Origin of the sequence: Pseudomonas frederiksbergensis (assembly GCF_003732705.1) — a bacterium.
Taxonomy (GTDB): domain Bacteria; phylum Pseudomonadota; class Gammaproteobacteria; order Pseudomonadales; family Pseudomonadaceae; genus Aquipseudomonas; species Aquipseudomonas frederiksbergensis_F.
The window spans coordinates 396,849-411,894 of record NZ_MOBR01000040.1; the positions used below are offsets into that span (position 1 = coordinate 396,849).

General features: G+C 60.0%; 14 protein-coding genes. 11 read left to right on the plus strand and 3 right to left on the minus strand.

Annotated elements, in window-relative coordinates; all coding sequences use genetic code 11:
- The first annotated feature begins 167 nt into the window (after window positions 1-167).
- Entirely contained in the window at window positions 168-953 is a 786-nt protein-coding gene (locus BK667_RS27095; protein WP_123510707.1) for an outer membrane protein OmpK, read from the plus strand.
- 117 nt (window positions 954-1,070) lie between these two features.
- On the opposite strand, the gene BK667_RS27100 is transcribed toward BK667_RS27095, so the two are convergent.
- Together BK667_RS27100 and BK667_RS27105 are read right to left on the minus strand one after the other, a co-directional pair.
- A complete protein-coding gene (locus tag BK667_RS27100) occupies window positions 1,071-2,243 on the minus strand; it encodes a patatin-like phospholipase family protein (RefSeq protein ID WP_123599419.1) in 1,173 nt (390 codons plus the stop codon).
- Between the two features lie 35 nt (window positions 2,244-2,278).
- Complete coding sequence (locus BK667_RS27105; RefSeq protein ID WP_123599420.1) at window positions 2,279-3,211, minus strand: lipid A biosynthesis lauroyl acyltransferase; 933 nt, start codon at window positions 3,209-3,211, stop codon at window positions 2,279-2,281.
- A gap of 118 nt (window positions 3,212-3,329) precedes the next feature.
- Here BK667_RS27105 and minC point away from each other — a divergent pair, with 118 nt between their 5' ends.
- The 9 genes from minC (at window position 3,330) to BK667_RS27145 (ending at window position 12,625) form a co-directional block, all read left to right on the plus strand.
- Window positions 3,330-4,067 carry a septum site-determining protein MinC gene (gene minC / locus BK667_RS27110; protein ID WP_123510760.1) on the plus strand — a complete coding sequence of 246 codons (738 nt, stop codon included), beginning with the start codon at window positions 3,330-3,332 and terminating at the stop codon, window positions 4,065-4,067.
- Window positions 4,068-4,268: 201 nt separating this feature from the next.
- Window positions 4,269-5,081, plus strand: a complete 813-nt coding sequence (gene minD, locus BK667_RS27115) for a septum site-determining protein MinD (protein ID WP_123409029.1) — start codon at window positions 4,269-4,271, stop codon at window positions 5,079-5,081.
- Window positions 5,081-5,335, plus strand: a complete 255-nt coding sequence (gene minE / locus BK667_RS27120; RefSeq protein ID WP_007898843.1) for a cell division topological specificity factor MinE — start codon at window positions 5,081-5,083, stop codon at window positions 5,333-5,335. The genes minD and minE overlap by 1 nt, the downstream gene beginning before the upstream one ends.
- A gap of 183 nt (window positions 5,336-5,518) precedes the next feature.
- Complete coding sequence (locus BK667_RS27125) at window positions 5,519-6,154, plus strand: RluA family pseudouridine synthase (RefSeq protein WP_123510702.1); 636 nt, start codon at window positions 5,519-5,521, stop codon at window positions 6,152-6,154.
- 47 nt (window positions 6,155-6,201) lie between these two features.
- A complete protein-coding gene (locus tag BK667_RS27130; protein ID WP_123510700.1) occupies window positions 6,202-7,305 on the plus strand; it encodes a hypothetical protein in 1,104 nt (367 codons plus the stop codon).
- 76 nt (window positions 7,306-7,381) lie between these two features.
- Entirely contained in the window at window positions 7,382-8,671 is a 1,290-nt protein-coding gene (locus BK667_RS27135) for a M18 family aminopeptidase (protein ID WP_123510698.1), read from the plus strand.
- A gap of 147 nt (window positions 8,672-8,818) precedes the next feature.
- A complete protein-coding gene (locus BK667_RS33345) occupies window positions 8,819-8,995 on the plus strand; it encodes a hypothetical protein (protein ID WP_185058280.1) in 177 nt (58 codons plus the stop codon).
- Between the two features lie 78 nt (window positions 8,996-9,073).
- The gene (locus BK667_RS27140) at window positions 9,074-11,230 is read left to right on the plus strand and encodes a mechanosensitive ion channel family protein (protein ID WP_123599421.1); all 2,157 of its coding nucleotides are present in this window, start codon (window positions 9,074-9,076) and stop codon (window positions 11,228-11,230) included.
- A gap of 66 nt (window positions 11,231-11,296) precedes the next feature.
- Window positions 11,297-12,625 carry an amidohydrolase gene (locus BK667_RS27145; protein ID WP_123599422.1) on the plus strand — a complete coding sequence of 443 codons (1,329 nt, stop codon included), beginning with the start codon at window positions 11,297-11,299 and terminating at the stop codon, window positions 12,623-12,625.
- Window positions 12,626-12,747: 122 nt separating this feature from the next.
- Here BK667_RS27145 and BK667_RS27150 read toward each other — a convergent pair whose 3' ends face one another.
- Entirely contained in the window at window positions 12,748-13,461 is a 714-nt protein-coding gene (locus tag BK667_RS27150; protein WP_123510692.1) for a UTRA domain-containing protein, read from the minus strand.
- A 361-nt stretch (window positions 13,462-13,822) separates the two neighbouring features.
- Here BK667_RS27150 and BK667_RS27155 point away from each other — a divergent pair, with 361 nt between their 5' ends.
- Complete coding sequence (locus tag BK667_RS27155) at window positions 13,823-14,890, plus strand: ABC transporter substrate-binding protein (RefSeq protein ID WP_123510690.1); 1,068 nt, start codon at window positions 13,823-13,825, stop codon at window positions 14,888-14,890.
- Window positions 14,891-15,046: the final 156 nt, after the last annotated feature.

Below are 15,046 nucleotides of genomic sequence, written 5' to 3' on the forward strand. Positions count from 1 at the left end.
GCCGAGCGGGCGTTTTTTGGCTTTTTGAATGCCTTGGCTCAGCTCTTGCTAACAGCAACAAAGCTGACCGAATGGATGAATTTTTACAGCTGCACGAAAAGGCGCCACACCAGAGCGCCGACCTAAGAAAAAAAACGTCGAACCACCTACTTTTTGGGAGCAACCGAATGAAACGTACGTGCACCAGCCTGATGCTCGCGGGATCCTTGCTGGCCGGGGGCCAGGCGATGGCCGGCGACCTGCTGCAATGGCAGAACAACAGCCTGACCTACCTGTATGGCAAAGACTTCAAGGTCAACCCGCACATTCAGCAGACCGTCACCTTCGAGCACGCCGATGGCTGGAAGTACGGGGATAACTTCTTCTTCGTCGACAAGATCTTCTACAACGGTGACAAGGACTTCAACGTCGGGCCGAACACCTACTACGGTGAGTTCAGCCCGCGAATTTCCCTGGGTAAGGTCCTCGACCAGAAGATCGAGTTCGGCCCGATCAAAGACGTCCTGCTGGCGATGACTTACGAGTTCGGTGAAGGCGACGTCGAGTCGTACCTGATCGGCCCGGGTTTCGACCTGGCGATCCCCGGTTTCGACTACTTCCAGCTGAACTTCTACCAGCGTCACACCGAAGGCCCGCGCGCCGGTGACAACGTCTGGCAGATCACCCCGGTCTGGTCCTACACCATCCCGGTGGGCGACTCGAACATCCTGATCGATGGTTTCATGGACTGGGTGGTGGACAACGACTCCAACGCCCATGGCGACTACCACGCCAACCTGCACTTCAATCCACAAGTTAAATACGACTTGGGCAAGGCGCTGAATTTCGGCGAGAAGCAGTTGTATGTCGGTGTGGAATACGACTACTGGAAAGACAAGTACGGGATCGACGACACCCGTGCGTTCACCACCAATCAGAACACCACGAGCTTCCTGGTGAAGTTCCACTTCTGATCTTAAAAGCTTCGCGGGCAAGCCTCGCTCCTACGGGTTTTGTGTCGTTCGCCGATGATGCGAACAACACAAAACCTGTAGGAGCGAGGCTTGCCCGCGAAAGCCGCACTGCCAATCTCAAGCCGGAATCACAGGCTCCGCCAACCCCAAAAACCGACACAACTCATCGCGCTTGGCCAACGCATCCCGCCGGCCGAGATCGATCAACTCACTGCAATACCCCGCCTCGAACAGCAGATAACTCAGCACCCCCGCCCCACTCGTTTTGGTCGCCCCCGGTCCGCGCAGGAACAGGCGCAACGCCGCCGGTAATTCCTGGCGATGCCGTGCGGCAATTTCATCGATGGGTTGGCTCGGCGAAATCACCAGCACCTCCACCGGCGCCACGCCCAAGGCACGGGTCGGTGTGCCGTCGGGCATCAAGTGGCTGAACTGGTTCAAGCGCTGCAACAACTCGATATCACTTTCCAGGCTGTCAATGAACGTGCTGTTGAGCATGTGCCCGCCGATCTGCGCCAGGGTCGGCTGCTGGCCGGTGTAGGCCCGTTGCAGCGGCTGTTCCGGGTCAACCCCACGCGGGTTGCCGCTGACGCCCACCACCAGCACCCTGCTCGCGCCCAGGTGCAGGGCCGGGCTGATCGGTGCCGACTGACGCACCGCGCCATCACCGAAAAACTCTTCGCCGATCTTCACCGGCGCGAACAACAGCGGAATCGCCGAACTGGCGAGCAAGTGCTCAACGGTCAATTGGGTCGGCACGCCGATTCGTCGATGGCGCAACCAGGCGTCGATGGTGCCGCCGCCCTGATAGAAGGTGACGGCCTGGCCGGACTCGTAGCCGAACGCGGTGACCGCAACGGCCTGCAACTGCTTTTGCGCGATGGCTTCGGCGATGCCGTTCATCTGCAGTTTGTCGTTGAGCAACCCGCGCAGCGGCGAACTGTTGAGCAACGCCACCGGCACCTGCGCACCGATGCCGAGCAAACTGTGGCTGACGAAACGGCTGGCCTGATGGATCACCCCCGGCCAGTCGCTGCGCAACACCAGATGACTGCGAAAGCCTTGCCAGAACGCAGTCAGACGTTCGATGGCGCCGCGAAAATCCATCGCGCCACTGGCGAGGCTGACTGCGTTGATCGCCCCGGCGGAGGTGCCGACGATCACGGGAAACGGATTGTCTGCGCCGGGCGGCAGCAATTCGGCAATCGCCGCCAGTACGCCCACCTGATACGCCGCCCGAGCCCCGCCGCCGGAAAGAATCAACCCTGTAACCGGTTCAGTTGGGCTCATCGCAACACTCCATGGTGCCTAAAGGGATCGGTGGTTCAACCGCGTTTTGCGTACAACTTGGGCTCGCCCGGTGGACGGCTCTTGAAGCGGCGATGGGCCCAGAGGTATTGCTCCGGGCAGTCGCGCAAGGCGCCTTCAACCCACTGATTGATGCGAATGCAATCCGCCTCGTCGGTCTCGCCGGGGAAATTATCCAGTGGCGCATGAATCACCAGCCGATAGCCGCTGCCGTCCGCCAGACGCTCCTGGGTGAACGGCACCACCAGCGCCTTGCCCAACCGGGCAAATTTGCTGGTAGCGGTCACGGTCGCGGCCTGAATCCCGAACAACGGCACGAAGATGCTTTGCTTGGCGCCGTAGTCCTGATCCGGTGCGTACCAGATCGCCCGGCCGGCGCGCAGCAACTTGAGCATGCCGCGCACGTCGTCGCGCTCCACCGCCAGCGAATCGAGGTTGTGCCGCTCGCGGCCCCGACGCTGGATAAAGTCGAACAACGGGTTTTTATGCTCGCGGTACATGCCGTCAATCGTGTGTTGCTGACCGAGCAGCGCCGCGCCGATTTCCAGGGTGGTGAAATGCAGGGCCATCAGGATCACGCCCTTGCCGTCGCGCTGGGCTTTTTTCAGATGCTCCAGGCCTTCGACATGGGCCAGTTTCGCCAGACGCCTGCGCGACCACCACCAACTCATGGCCATTTCGAAGAAGGCAATGCCGGTGGAGGCGAAGTTTTCCTTGAGCAGGCGTTTGCGCTCGGCGGCGGACTTTTCAGGGAAACACAGCTCAAGATTGCGTTTGGCAATGCGCCGTCGGTCGCCGGCCACTCGGTACATCAAGGCACCTAAGACTCGGCCGACAAACAGCAACGCCGGATACGGCAACTGGACAATCAGCCACAACAGCCCCAGCCCGCACCACAGCGGCCAGAAACGTGGAGAAAGAAAGGCGGTACGAAAACGCGGGCGATCCATTAAAGCTTCCGGAAAGACGATGGCCGCGCATTCTACATCGTTCGACCCGGCTTGCGGCTCGCGGGCGTTCTCGTTATAAGTCTCGGCACTTTTAGTGACAAGCCGTTGTATGCCGACCATGAGCCAAACCGAACCGCTAGACCAAGATCCCGTGTTCCAGTTGAAGGGCAGCATGCTCGCCATTACGGTGCTGGAGCTGGCCCGCAACGACCTCGAGAGCCTCGATCGGCAATTGGCCGCCAAGGTCGCCCAGGCGCCGAATTTCTTCAGCAATGCGCCGCTGGTGCTGGCCCTGGACAAACTCCCGGCCAGTGAAGGCGCCGTCGATTTGCCCGGCCTGATGCGTGTTTGCCGTCAGCACGGCCTACGCACCCTGGCGATCCGTGCCAGCCGCATCGAAGACATCGCCGCCGCCATCGCCGTCGATCTGCCGGTACTGCCGCCGTCCGGTGCCCGTGAGCGTCCACTGGACCCGAACGAAGGCGTCGTGGTGAAAAAACCGGAAAAACCACCGGAGCCGACCATCAAACCGACGAAAATCATCACGTCGCCAGTACGTGGTGGCCAACAGATTTATGCCCAGGGTGGCGATCTGGTGGTGATTTCCTCGGTCAGCCCGGGGGCGGAACTTCTCGCCGATGGGAACATCCATGTATACGGACCGATGCGCGGTCGTGCACTGGCCGGGGTCAAAGGTGACTGGAAAGCCCGGATTTTCTGTCAGCAAATGAGCGCTGAACTGCTCTCCATCGCCGGCCACTACAAGGTTTCCGAGGATCTGCGTCGCGATCCGTTGTGGGGCTCGGGCGTACAAGTCAGCCTGTCGGGCGACGTGTTGAACATCATTCGGCTTTAACGGATACTGCCGCATTTTCCAAGCATCTCTAAAACGTAGCGAAAACGGCTCAAACGAAGTAGGAAAAAGGCCAAAAGCAGTGTTTACCGCAGGTACGCGCCGCCCAGGACCGGATTCCAGCCAAGGCTGTCCGACTGCAGTAGTTTTTCAAGAGATGTTTTTCAGGGGCTAAAAGTCCTTTTTCCTTAGGGGTGAAACACCTTGGCCAAGATTCTCGTGGTTACATCCGGCAAGGGTGGTGTGGGTAAGACCACCACCAGCGCCGCTATCGGTACCGGCCTCGCTCTGCGCGGCCACAAAACAGTCATCGTCGACTTCGACGTCGGTTTGCGTAACCTCGACCTGATCATGGGTTGCGAGCGCCGCGTGGTGTATGACTTCGTCAACGTGGTCAACGGCGAAGCCAACCTGCAACAAGCCCTGATCAAAGACAAGCGCCTGGAAAACCTCTACGTGCTGGCCGCCAGCCAGACTCGCGACAAAGACGCGTTGACCGTCGAAGGCGTGGAAAAAGTCCTGATGGCGTTGAAAGAAGACTTCGAATTCGTGGTCTGCGACTCCCCGGCCGGCATCGAGAAAGGTGCTCACCTGGCCATGTATTTCGCTGATGAAGCGATCATCGTGACCAACCCGGAAGTGTCCTCGGTTCGTGACTCGGACCGCATGCTCGGCCTGCTGGCCAGCAAGTCCCGTCGCGCCGAACGTGGCGAAGATCCGATCAAGGAACATTTGCTGCTGACCCGCTACAACCCGCAACGCGTGAGCGACGGCGAAATGCTTGGCGTCGAAGACGTCAAAGAGATTCTGGCCGTGACCCTGCTGGGCGTCATTCCGGAATCCCAGGCCGTACTGAAAGCCTCCAACTCGGGTGTGCCTGTGATTCTCGACGACCAGAGCGATGCCGGTCAGGCATACGGCGATGCGGTCGACCGCCTCCTTGGCAAAGAAAAGGAACATCGTTTCCTCGATGTGACGAAGAAAGGCTTCTTCGAGCGCCTGTTTGGAGGTAAATAATGAATCTTTTTGACTTCTTTCGTGCCAGTAAAAAGGTTAGTACCGCGTCGGTAGCGAAAGAGCGTCTACAGATCATCGTGGCGCATGAACGCGGCCAGCGCAGTACCCCGGATTACCTGCCAGCCTTGCAGAAGGAACTGGTGGAAGTGATCCGCAAGTACGTCAATATCGGGTCCGATGATGTGCACGTCGCCCTGGAAAACCAGGGTAGCTGCTCGATTCTGGAACTCAATATCACCCTTCCGGATCGCTAGTCGAACCGTTAGGAGCCACGGCGGCTCAGACCTGCGCCCCCGCGTAGGAGCAAAGCTTGCTCGCGATAGCATCACCTCGGTTTGTCAGACGGACCGAGTTGCCTGCATCGCGAGCAAGCTTTGCTCCTACACAGGGGTGCGGGGTTCTGAGCCGCCGTTGGCGTTTGTTACGAGGCTGTTTTAATGCCGTTGTCCAATATCCACATCATCCATCAAGACGACGCCGTCCTGGTGGTGAACAAACCGACCCTGTTGCTCTCGGTCCCTGGCCGGGCTGATGACAACAAGGATTGCCTGATTACCCGCCTGCAAGAAAACGGTTACCCGGAAGCACGAATTGTCCATCGGCTGGACTGGGAAACCTCCGGCATCATCCTGTTGGCCCGTGATCCGGACACCCATCGCGAACTGTCTCGGCAATTTCACGACCGCGAAACCGAAAAGGCCTACACCGCCCTGTGCTGGGGCCAGCCGGAACTGGACAGCGGCAGCATCGACCTGCCTCTGCGCTACGACCCGCCGACCAAGCCTCGGCATGTGGTGGACCACGAATTCGGCAAGAATGCCCTGACCTTCTGGCGCGTGCTGGAACGTTGCGGCGACTGGTGCCGTGTCGAACTGACGCCGATCACCGGGCGCTCCCATCAGTTACGCGTGCACATGTTGTCCATCGGCCACCCGTTGCTGGGTGACGGGCTCTATGCCCACGAGCAAGCCCTCACTGCCTGGCCGCGCCTTTGCCTGCACGCCAGCATGCTCAGCTTCACCCATCCTCAAACCGGCGAACGCTTGCGTTTCGAATGCCCGGCCCCGTTTTAAGCGCTGCCTGACAAGCAGTTGCCCGCTTTAAAAGGACCCCCATCCGGATGAGTTTTACCGATTTCCTGGAAACACCCGTTAAAAAAACCCGCAACCAACTGCTTTACCTGATTTACGGCAACCAGGACGTTTACCGGCGCGAAGCCAAATTCAGCATTTTGACCGCGCTGTCCCATGTAAAAAATGCGAAGTTCCCACGCATCCGAATCCTCACGGATCGCCCTCAGGATTACGATGGCTGGCCGGTTGAAACCGTGTTTCTGAGCCAGGAAATCCTGACCCAGTGGCAGGGCGAAAACGGCTATCACCACCGGCGCAAGGCCTGCGCCATTGCCGCCGGCCTGACACTTGCTGAAAAAACGCTGTTCGTCGATACCGACACGTTGTTCACCAGCGACCCGAACCGGGCCTTCAGCCAGATCGGGGCCGGCCAATTCCTGATGGACCGCTTCGAGTACGACTGGCAGTACGTGTGTGAGCGCCCCGAGTACTTGAAACTCGGTAAGTGTCTGCAAGCCCATGGCGTCAACCCGGACAACGGTTTCAAGTTGTACAACAGCGGACTGTGCGGCGTGACCCACCACGACGGCCCCCTGCTGGGCGAATCCATCCAGTTGATCGACGAATGGACCCGGGACGGTTTCGACATCCACACCATCGAGCAAATTGCGTTGTCGTTCGCGATGCGCGACAAGCCTGTGGGCGAAGCGAAGAAATACATCTATCACTACTTCGCGGAGAAGCGTTTTTTCCACGCGATGTTGGCCTATTTCTTCGCTCGGCATGGCGAACAGTTCAATCTGGAGCTGATTGAGCTTTGCCGTGATGTGCCGCGGGTCAAACCCTTCCCATCGTCCTGGCAACGACTGAAAATCAAATGGAAGTTGCGTAACCAGAGCGGTGCCCTGCGCAAGGTCGGCCGCGACCTGCTGTATGGCAGCGCCGCACCGGAGGGTCCGTACTACTCGGCCTGCCGCCATGAATGGTGGGAATGTGCCTCACGGGAGATTCTGCGCTGGGACAAAAGCCGTCAGAAAAAGCTGCTGAGCACTCGCAGTCTCTGGCCGGAGCAACTGCCCAAACCGGAAAAAACCGAAGATGAGCGGGTCATCATGCAGTACCTGAAAAAACGCGTGGCGGTCGCCGGTTGATACCGGCGGCACATGTCATGCCCAAAGCCCCAGGCCAATACGTTAAACTGCCGCCCATTGCTGTCTGGAGTTTCTTATGCGCGAAGAGTTGAACCAAGGCCTGATCGACTTCCTCAAGGCCTCCCCTACCCCGTTTCATGCCACTGCCAGCCTTGTTCAGCGTCTGGAAGCGGCAGGTTTTTCGCATCTTGACGAGCGCGAGCCGTGGGCCGTCGAAACCAACGGTCGTTACTACGTCACCCGTAACGATTCCTCGATTGTCGCGTTCAAGATGGGCCGTCATTCGCCCCTGCACGGCGGCATCCGCCTGGTCGGCGCCCACACCGACAGCCCGTGCCTGCGGGTCAAGCCGCAGCCGGAGCTGCAACGCCAGGGTTTCTGGCAGTTGGGCGTCGAAGTCTATGGCGGTGCGCTGCTGGCACCGTGGTTCGACCGTGACTTGTCCCTGGCCGGCCGCGTGACCTTCCGCCGCGACGGCAAGGTCGAGAGTCAGTTGATCGACTTCAAGGCACCGATCGCCACCATCCCGAACCTGGCCATCCACCTCAACCGTGAAGCCAACATGGGTTGGGCAATCAATGCCCAGACCGAATTGCCGCCGATTCTCGCGCAATTCGCCGGTGACGAGCGGGTGGACTTCCGCGCCGTGCTCACCGACCAACTCGCTCGCGAACACGGCCTCAACGCCGACGTAGTGCTCGACTACGAGCTGAGCTTCTACGACACCCAAAGTGCGGCGGTCATTGGCCTGCACGGTGATTTCATCGCCGGTGCGCGCCTGGACAACCTGCTGTCGTGCTACGCCGGCCTGCAAGCGTTGCTGACCACCGAAACCGACGAAACCTGCGTGTTTGTGGCCAACGACCACGAAGAAGTCGGTTCCTGCTCGGCCTGCGGCGCCGATGGCCCGATGCTGGAACAGACCTTGCGCCGTCTGCTGCCTGAAGGGGATGAATTCGTACGTACCATTCAGAAATCCCTGCTGGTCTCGGCGGACAACGCCCACGGCGTGCATCCGAACTACGCGGAAAAACACGACGCCAACCACGGCCCGAAACTCAACGCCGGCCCGGTGATCAAGGTCAACAGCAACCAGCGCTACGCCACCAACAGCGAAACCGCCGGGTTCTTCCGCCATCTGTGCATGGCCGAAGAAGTCCCGGTGCAAAGCTTCGTGGTACGCAGCGACATGGGCTGCGGCTCGACCATCGGCCCGATCACCGCCAGCCACCTGGGTGTGCGCACCGTGGACATCGGCCTGCCGACCTTCGCCATGCACTCGATCCGCGAACTGTGCGGCAGCCACGACCTGGCGCACCTGGTCAAAGTGTTGAGCGCGTTCTACGCCTGCCGCGAGCTTCCGTAGACGCTGTATCCCTGTAGGAGCAAGGCTTGCCCGCGATGGCGATCTCGAATACACCATCGCGGGCAAGCCTTGCTCCTACAGGGGTTCACCACCGGTCGCCGAAAAGCCACCTAGACTTAAGTTATCCCTTACGACAAGGCTGTCGCCATGATCTCGATGTCTTCCTTCCACGCCATGCTGATCCCGATCCTCGTCGGGATGATCATGCTGGCCATCGGCTTCAATTTCCGTGACAAGAATGCCGGCGTCTTCGCCATGTGGCTCGGCATGCTGATGATCCTCGCCACGGTTGTTTACAAAATCCTGGCCAAACTCAACGAATAAATCCATGCGCCTGGCTCGCATTGATTTTGACGGGCTCGTACACTCGGTCGATCCGCTCATCCCAAGGTTGACCGCCTAGTGTTCGCTCGTCTTTTCGCCCTGCCGTGTTTTCTCCTTGTCTGCCTCATGACGTTGCTGCCGATGACGGCTGCCCAAGCGGTCAGTTTGCCGGGGCTGCTCAGTAGCTCGGCGAAAACCCAGCCCGAAGCGCAGGAGCCCCTGGAGCAATCCCTCGACGAAGTCATCAAGTCCCTGGAAAACGACCAGCAGCGCAGCAAATTGCTGGCGGACCTGAAGAAGCTGCGCGACGTCACCAAAAAAGCTCAACCGGCCACCGAAGAAGGCGTACTCGGCCTGATCGGCGGCACCCTGGCCAGTTTCGAAAAGCAGTTCACCGGGGCTGACAGCCCGATCACGCGCTGGTCCGAAGAATTCGACCTGGCCAAGGATGAGCTGTCGGCGCTGATGCTGCCGGCGAACGAATGGCTGCCGATCATCTTTGCCTTCGCCATGATCCTGATGGTCTGGAGCCTGCTCGCCGCCGCGCTGATCTGGCTCGGCCACCGGGTGCGCATGCGCTTCGGCCTGACCGAAGAATTGCCGCAACACCCCAAGGCCCTCGACATGCTGCGCTTCGCGCTGCGCAAACTCGGGCCGTGGCTGATTGCCCTGGTGATGACGGTGTATATGACGTATGCGCTGCCCTCGTCATTGGGCAAAAGCCTGGCGATGGTGCTCGCCTATGCGCTGGTGGTCGGTACCTGTTTCTCGGCGATCTGCGTGATCGCCTTTTCCGTGCTCGATGGGCCGCATCGCCATCGCGCCTTGTACATCCTGCGCCATCAGGCCTTCCGGCCGCTGTGGCTGATCGGCAGTTTCGCCGCGTTCGGTGAAGCCTTGAGCGATCCGCGCCTGGTCGCCAGCCTTGGCAGCCATCTCGCGCACACCGCTGCGACCATTGCCAACGTATTGGCGGCGCTGTCCACCGGATTGTTCATCCTGCGCTTCCGCCGGCCGATTGCGCACTTGATCCGCAACCAGCCTTTGTCCCGGCGCCTGACCCGCCGCGCCCTGAGCGACACCATCGATATCCTTGGCACCTTCTGGTACGTGCCGGCACTGGTGCTGGTGTGCATTTCGCTGTTCGCCACGTTCATTTCTGCGGGCGATACCAGCACCGCGTTGCGCCAGTCGCTGATCTGCACCGTGTTGCTGGTGCTGTGCATGGTCATCAACGGGCTGGTCCGCCGGCACTCGCTCAAACCGCAGCGCGGCGCGAAACGCCACGCGTTGTATTCCGAGCGCCTGAAAAGTTTCTGCTACACCCTCGCCCATCTGCTTGTATGGCTGGTGTTCATCGAACTCGGCCTTCGAGTCTGGGGCATGTCGCTGATTGCCTTCACCGAAGGCGAAGGCCATGAAGTCAGCGTCAAGTTGTTCAGCCTCGCCGGTACGCTGATTTTCGCCTGGCTGATCTGGATCCTCAGCGACACCGCCGTGCACCACGCCCTCACCCGCTCGCGCAAAGGCCTGGCGAATGCCCGGGCGCAGACGATGATGCCGCTGATCCGTAACGTGCTGTTCGTGGCGATTTTCATCATTGCGCTGATCGTCGCGCTGGCGAACATGGGCATGAACGTCACGCCACTGCTGGCCGGTGCCGGTGTGATCGGCCTGGCCATCGGTTTCGGTGCGCAGTCACTGGTCGCAGACCTGATCACCGGGCTGTTCATCATCATCGAAGACTCCCTGGCCATCGACGACTACGTGGACGTCGGCGGGCACCTCGGCACGGTCGAAGGCCTGACCATCCGCACCGTGCGCCTGCGGGACATCGACGGTATCGTCCACACCATTCCGTTCAGCGAAATCAAAAGTATCAAGAACTACTCTCGGGAATTCGGCTACGCGATCTTCCGGGTGGCGGTGCCCTCCAATATGGACATCGACGAAGCAATCAAATTGATGCGCGAAGTCGGCCAGAAAATGCGCACCGACCCACTGCAACGCCGCAATATCTGGTCGCCGCTGGAGATCCAAGGGGTCGAGAGTTTTGAGTCCGGCAATGCGATTCTTCGCGCCCGCTTCAAGACCGCGCCGATCAAGCAGTGGGAAGTTTCACGGGCATTCAACCTTTCGCTTAAACGACATCTGGATGAGGCCGGACTGGATCTGGCGACGCCGCGCATGAGCGTGCAAGTGGTCACGGCCGGTGGCGGACCGCAGAAGGAATAGCACTTAGGCGCGAGGTTCGGGTCACAGGCAGGGCTGCCAGAAAAACAATAACCATGGAGAAACCCGATGCAGCTCACACGCATTGCCCAGACGCTTTTGCTCACCCTCGCGGTGGGTCACGCCAGCGCCGCAACGCTGGATAGCGCCCGCGAACAAATCGCCGCGCAGTCCAAAGCGCTTGAGCCGGAACTGCTGGAAACCCGCCGCGATATCCACGCGCACCCGGAGCTGGGCAACACCGAAAAACGCACCGCAGAACTGGTGGCCAAGCAACTGCGGGCCATGGGCCTGGAGGTCAAGACCGGCGTCGCGCGCACTGGCGTGGTCGCCATCCTCAAAGGCGCCCTGCCCGGCCCGACCGTGGCCCTGCGCGCCGACATGGATGCGCTGCCGGTCAAGGAAGTCTCGGACCTGCCCTTCGCCTCGAAAGCCAAAGGCACCTACCTCGATAAAGAAGTCGACGTGATGCACGCCTGCGGCCACGACGCCCACGCCGCCATCCTGCTCAGCACGGCGAAAATCCTCACCGGCATGCGCGACACCTTGCCTGGCACCGTGGTGTTCTATTTCCAGCCCGCCGAAGAAGGCCCGAGCGACTTCATCCCAGACGGCAAAAACACCTGGGGCGCGAAAATGATGATCGAGGAAGGCGTGATGAAATCGCCGAAGCCGGACGCGGTCTTCGGCCTGCACGTGTGGGCTGGTGTCCCCGCCGGCCAGATCGCCTACCGCCCCGGCCCGACCCTGGCCAGCTCCGACGACCTGCGCATCAAGATCCTCGGCAAACAAACCCATGCCGGTCGCCCCTGGGATGGCATCGACCCGATCACCGTCGGCGCGCAAACCATCGTCGGCCTGCAAACTGTGGTCAGCCGCCGCACCGACATCTCTTCTTATCCGTCAGTGGTCAGCATCGGCACCATCAACGGCGGCACCCGTTACAACATCATTCCCGAGTCCGTGGACATGACCGGCACCATCCGCTCCTACGACTACGGCATCCGTCAGAAACTGCATGCCGACGTGCGCCAGACCGTGGAAAAAATCGCCGAGAGCGGTGGCGCGAAGGCTGAAGTGACGATCATCGAGAAATACGACCCGACGATTAATAACCCGGCGCTGACCGAGAAAATGCTGCCGACCCTGCGCTGGGCTGCTAAGGATGACGTGGTGCAAGGGCCGCTGGTGGGTGGCGCGGAGGACTTCTCGTTCTATGCCAAGGAAACGCCGGGGCTGTTCGTGTTTCTCGGGGTCACGCCGCGGGACCAGGACATGAGCAAAGCGGCGCCGAATCATAATCCGGGGTTCTTTGTGGATGAGTCGGCGTTGGTGGTTGGGGTGCGGACGCTGGCTTCGTTGGCGACTGACTATCTGTATGCCAATGCCAAGCCTTGAGATGTTTGTTGTTGGGTGGGGCCCCATCGCGAGCAAGCTCGCTCCCACAGTGGTTTTGTGAACGACACAGACCCAATGTGGGAGCGAGCTTGCTCGCGATGGGCATGACGCGGTCTTCCCTGCTAAACCACATCAACCCCCACGTGAATCGCATCATGCCGCCAAAACTCCAGGTCACAATCGATCAACCGCTCATGCTGATCGTAATTGACCCGGGCAATCCGTAATCCCGGGCTACCCACTGACACCCGAAGTGCCGCCGCAGCATCCACCGACAACGACGTCGGCACGATCTCGAACCTCACCCGCCCATAGTGCAAATCGTAGTGCCGCGCATACAGCTCGGTGATCGACTGATTCAGATCGAAGTCGAGAATCCCCGGGAAATACTGCGGATTCAAATAGTGCTCCACATACAACACCAGCCGCCCATCAATGCGCCGGGCACGGCAAATCTGGATCACGCTGGACAACGCCGGCAACTGCAACCAGGCACACACCGCCGCCGACGCCGGTTGCAAGCGCGCTGAAATCACCTCGGTGGACGGCACCCGCCCCTGGGCGCTGACCATCGCGTGAAAGTGGCTGCGCTGCATCAGGTTGTAGGCCAGGCGCGGCGGCGAGACGAACCAGCCCCGGCGCTCTTCGCGATAAATCTGACCCTGCGCTTCCAACTGCAACAACGCCTCGCGCACTGTAATCCGTGTGGTACCGAACAACTCACTGAGCTTGCGCTCGGCCGGCAACTTGCTGCCCGCCGCCAACAGACCGTGGTCGAGTTGTTCTTGCAGCACCTGGCCAATGGCTGTCACCGCTTTCGTTGCCTCATCGCGCATCAACGTTACCTATCTGGACTAGACCAGCACTGTTTCGGGGCAGAACCCTACGGCAAAACCGGTTCATTTCAACATTCTGCAAGCCTAGGCAGTGCAGATGACTGAGAGATGACAGCTGCCCAACGGTCATGCCGAACGGCGGTGAAAACCTTGCAATACATCGGCCAAGTGCCTTGCCCTGCGGGGCTCTGACCATGGTCTACGCTTACCGGGCACCCACCAATTGCGGGCAAATAAATGTCCTGCCGGGCGACCACCGACATGAAAGTGTCATCCAGTCCCCTTAAATTGGCTCAGGTATTGCTGACCTAGACCAACACAACCGCAATCGCAGCGTTGAAAACGCCCAAAGGAGCTTCGGATGAAACAGCTTTTCCTGGCATCACTGTTAGGCTCGACCATTGCCATGTGCACCGCCGCCATGGCTGCTGATACGGATTTGAAAACTTTGGAAGCCGCTGCGAAAGCGGAAGGCGCCGTCAACAGCGTCGGCATGCCCGATGACTGGGCCAACTGGAAAGGCACCTGGGATGACCTGGCCAAGAATTACGGCCTGAAACACATCGACACCGACATGAGTTCAGCCCAGGAAATCGCCAAGTTCGCTGCGGAAAAAGACAACGCCAGCGCCGACATCGGCGACGTCGGTGCCGCCTTCGGCCCGATCGCGGTCAAGCAAGGCGTGGTGCAACCGTACAAGCCAAGCACCTGGGCACAAGTCCCGGACTGGGCCAAGGATAAGGACGGCAACTGGGCCCTGGCCTACACCGGCACCATCGCGTTCATCGTCAACAAAAAGCTGCTGCACGGTTCCGAAGCCCCAACCAAATGGGCTGACCTCAAGACCGGCAAATACAAAGTCTCCATCGGTGACGTAAGCACCGCCGCCCAGGCCGCGAACGGTGTTCTGGCTGCTGCTTACGCGAATGGCGGCGACGAGAAAAACCTGCAACCTGCCCTGCTGTTGTTCGCGGACATCGCCAAGCAAGGTCGTCTGTCGATGGCCAACCCGACCATCGCCACCATGGAAAAAGGCGAGATCGAAGTCGGCGTGGTCTGGGACTTCAACGGCCTGAGCTACAAAGCCAAGATGGCCAACCCGGATGACTACGTCGTGCTGATTCCGTCCGACGGTTCGGTAATTTCCGGCTACACCACCATCATCAACAAATACGCGAAGAACCCGAACGCCGCCAAGCTGACCCGCGAATACATCTTCAGCGACGCCGGCCAGATCAACCTGGCGCGCGGCAACGCCCGTCCGATCCGCGCCGAGCATCTGCAACTGCCGGCCGAAGTCAAAGCCAAGCTGCTGCCGAACGAGCAGTACAAAGGCGTGACCCCGATCAAGGACGCGGATGCATGGGAGAAAACCTCCAAGGCCCTGCCGCAGAAGTGGAACGAAGAAGTCATCGTAGAAATGAAGTAATGCTTCATCTGTAGGAGCAAAGCTTGCTCGCGATGCAGGCAACTCGGTCTTCCAGATGGAGCCAACTCGGTCTTCCAAATGACCGAGTTGATACCATCGCGGGCAAGCCTTGCTCCTACAGATTTCGCTGATATTTAATGTTTTGCGGAGTTTTGC

Excerpts from the sequence above, each read along its gene's own strand:
- BK667_RS27095 (WP_123510707.1), top strand. The coding sequence starts at position 168 with ATGAAACGTACGTGCACCAGCCTGATGCTCGCGGGATCCTTGCTGGCC.
- BK667_RS27100 (WP_123599419.1), bottom strand. The coding sequence starts at position 2,243 with ATGAGCCCAACTGAACCGGTTACAGGGTTGATTCTTTCCGGCGGCGGG.
- BK667_RS27105 (WP_123599420.1), bottom strand. The coding sequence starts at position 3,211 with ATGGATCGCCCGCGTTTTCGTACCGCCTTTCTTTCTCCACGTTTCTGG.
- minC (WP_123510760.1), top strand. The coding sequence starts at position 3,330 with ATGAGCCAAACCGAACCGCTAGACCAAGATCCCGTGTTCCAGTTGAAG.
- minE (WP_007898843.1), top strand. The coding sequence starts at position 5,081 with ATGAATCTTTTTGACTTCTTTCGTGCCAGTAAAAAGGTTAGTACCGCG.
- BK667_RS27125 (WP_123510702.1), top strand. The coding sequence starts at position 5,519 with ATGCCGTTGTCCAATATCCACATCATCCATCAAGACGACGCCGTCCTG.
- BK667_RS27130 (WP_123510700.1), top strand. The coding sequence starts at position 6,202 with ATGAGTTTTACCGATTTCCTGGAAACACCCGTTAAAAAAACCCGCAAC.
- BK667_RS27135 (WP_123510698.1), top strand. The coding sequence starts at position 7,382 with ATGCGCGAAGAGTTGAACCAAGGCCTGATCGACTTCCTCAAGGCCTCC.
- BK667_RS33345 (WP_185058280.1), top strand. The coding sequence starts at position 8,819 with ATGATCTCGATGTCTTCCTTCCACGCCATGCTGATCCCGATCCTCGTC.
- BK667_RS27145 (WP_123599422.1), top strand. The coding sequence starts at position 11,297 with ATGCAGCTCACACGCATTGCCCAGACGCTTTTGCTCACCCTCGCGGTG.
- BK667_RS27150 (WP_123510692.1), bottom strand. The coding sequence starts at position 13,461 with ATGCGCGATGAGGCAACGAAAGCGGTGACAGCCATTGGCCAGGTGCTG.
- BK667_RS27155 (WP_123510690.1), top strand. The coding sequence starts at position 13,823 with ATGAAACAGCTTTTCCTGGCATCACTGTTAGGCTCGACCATTGCCATG.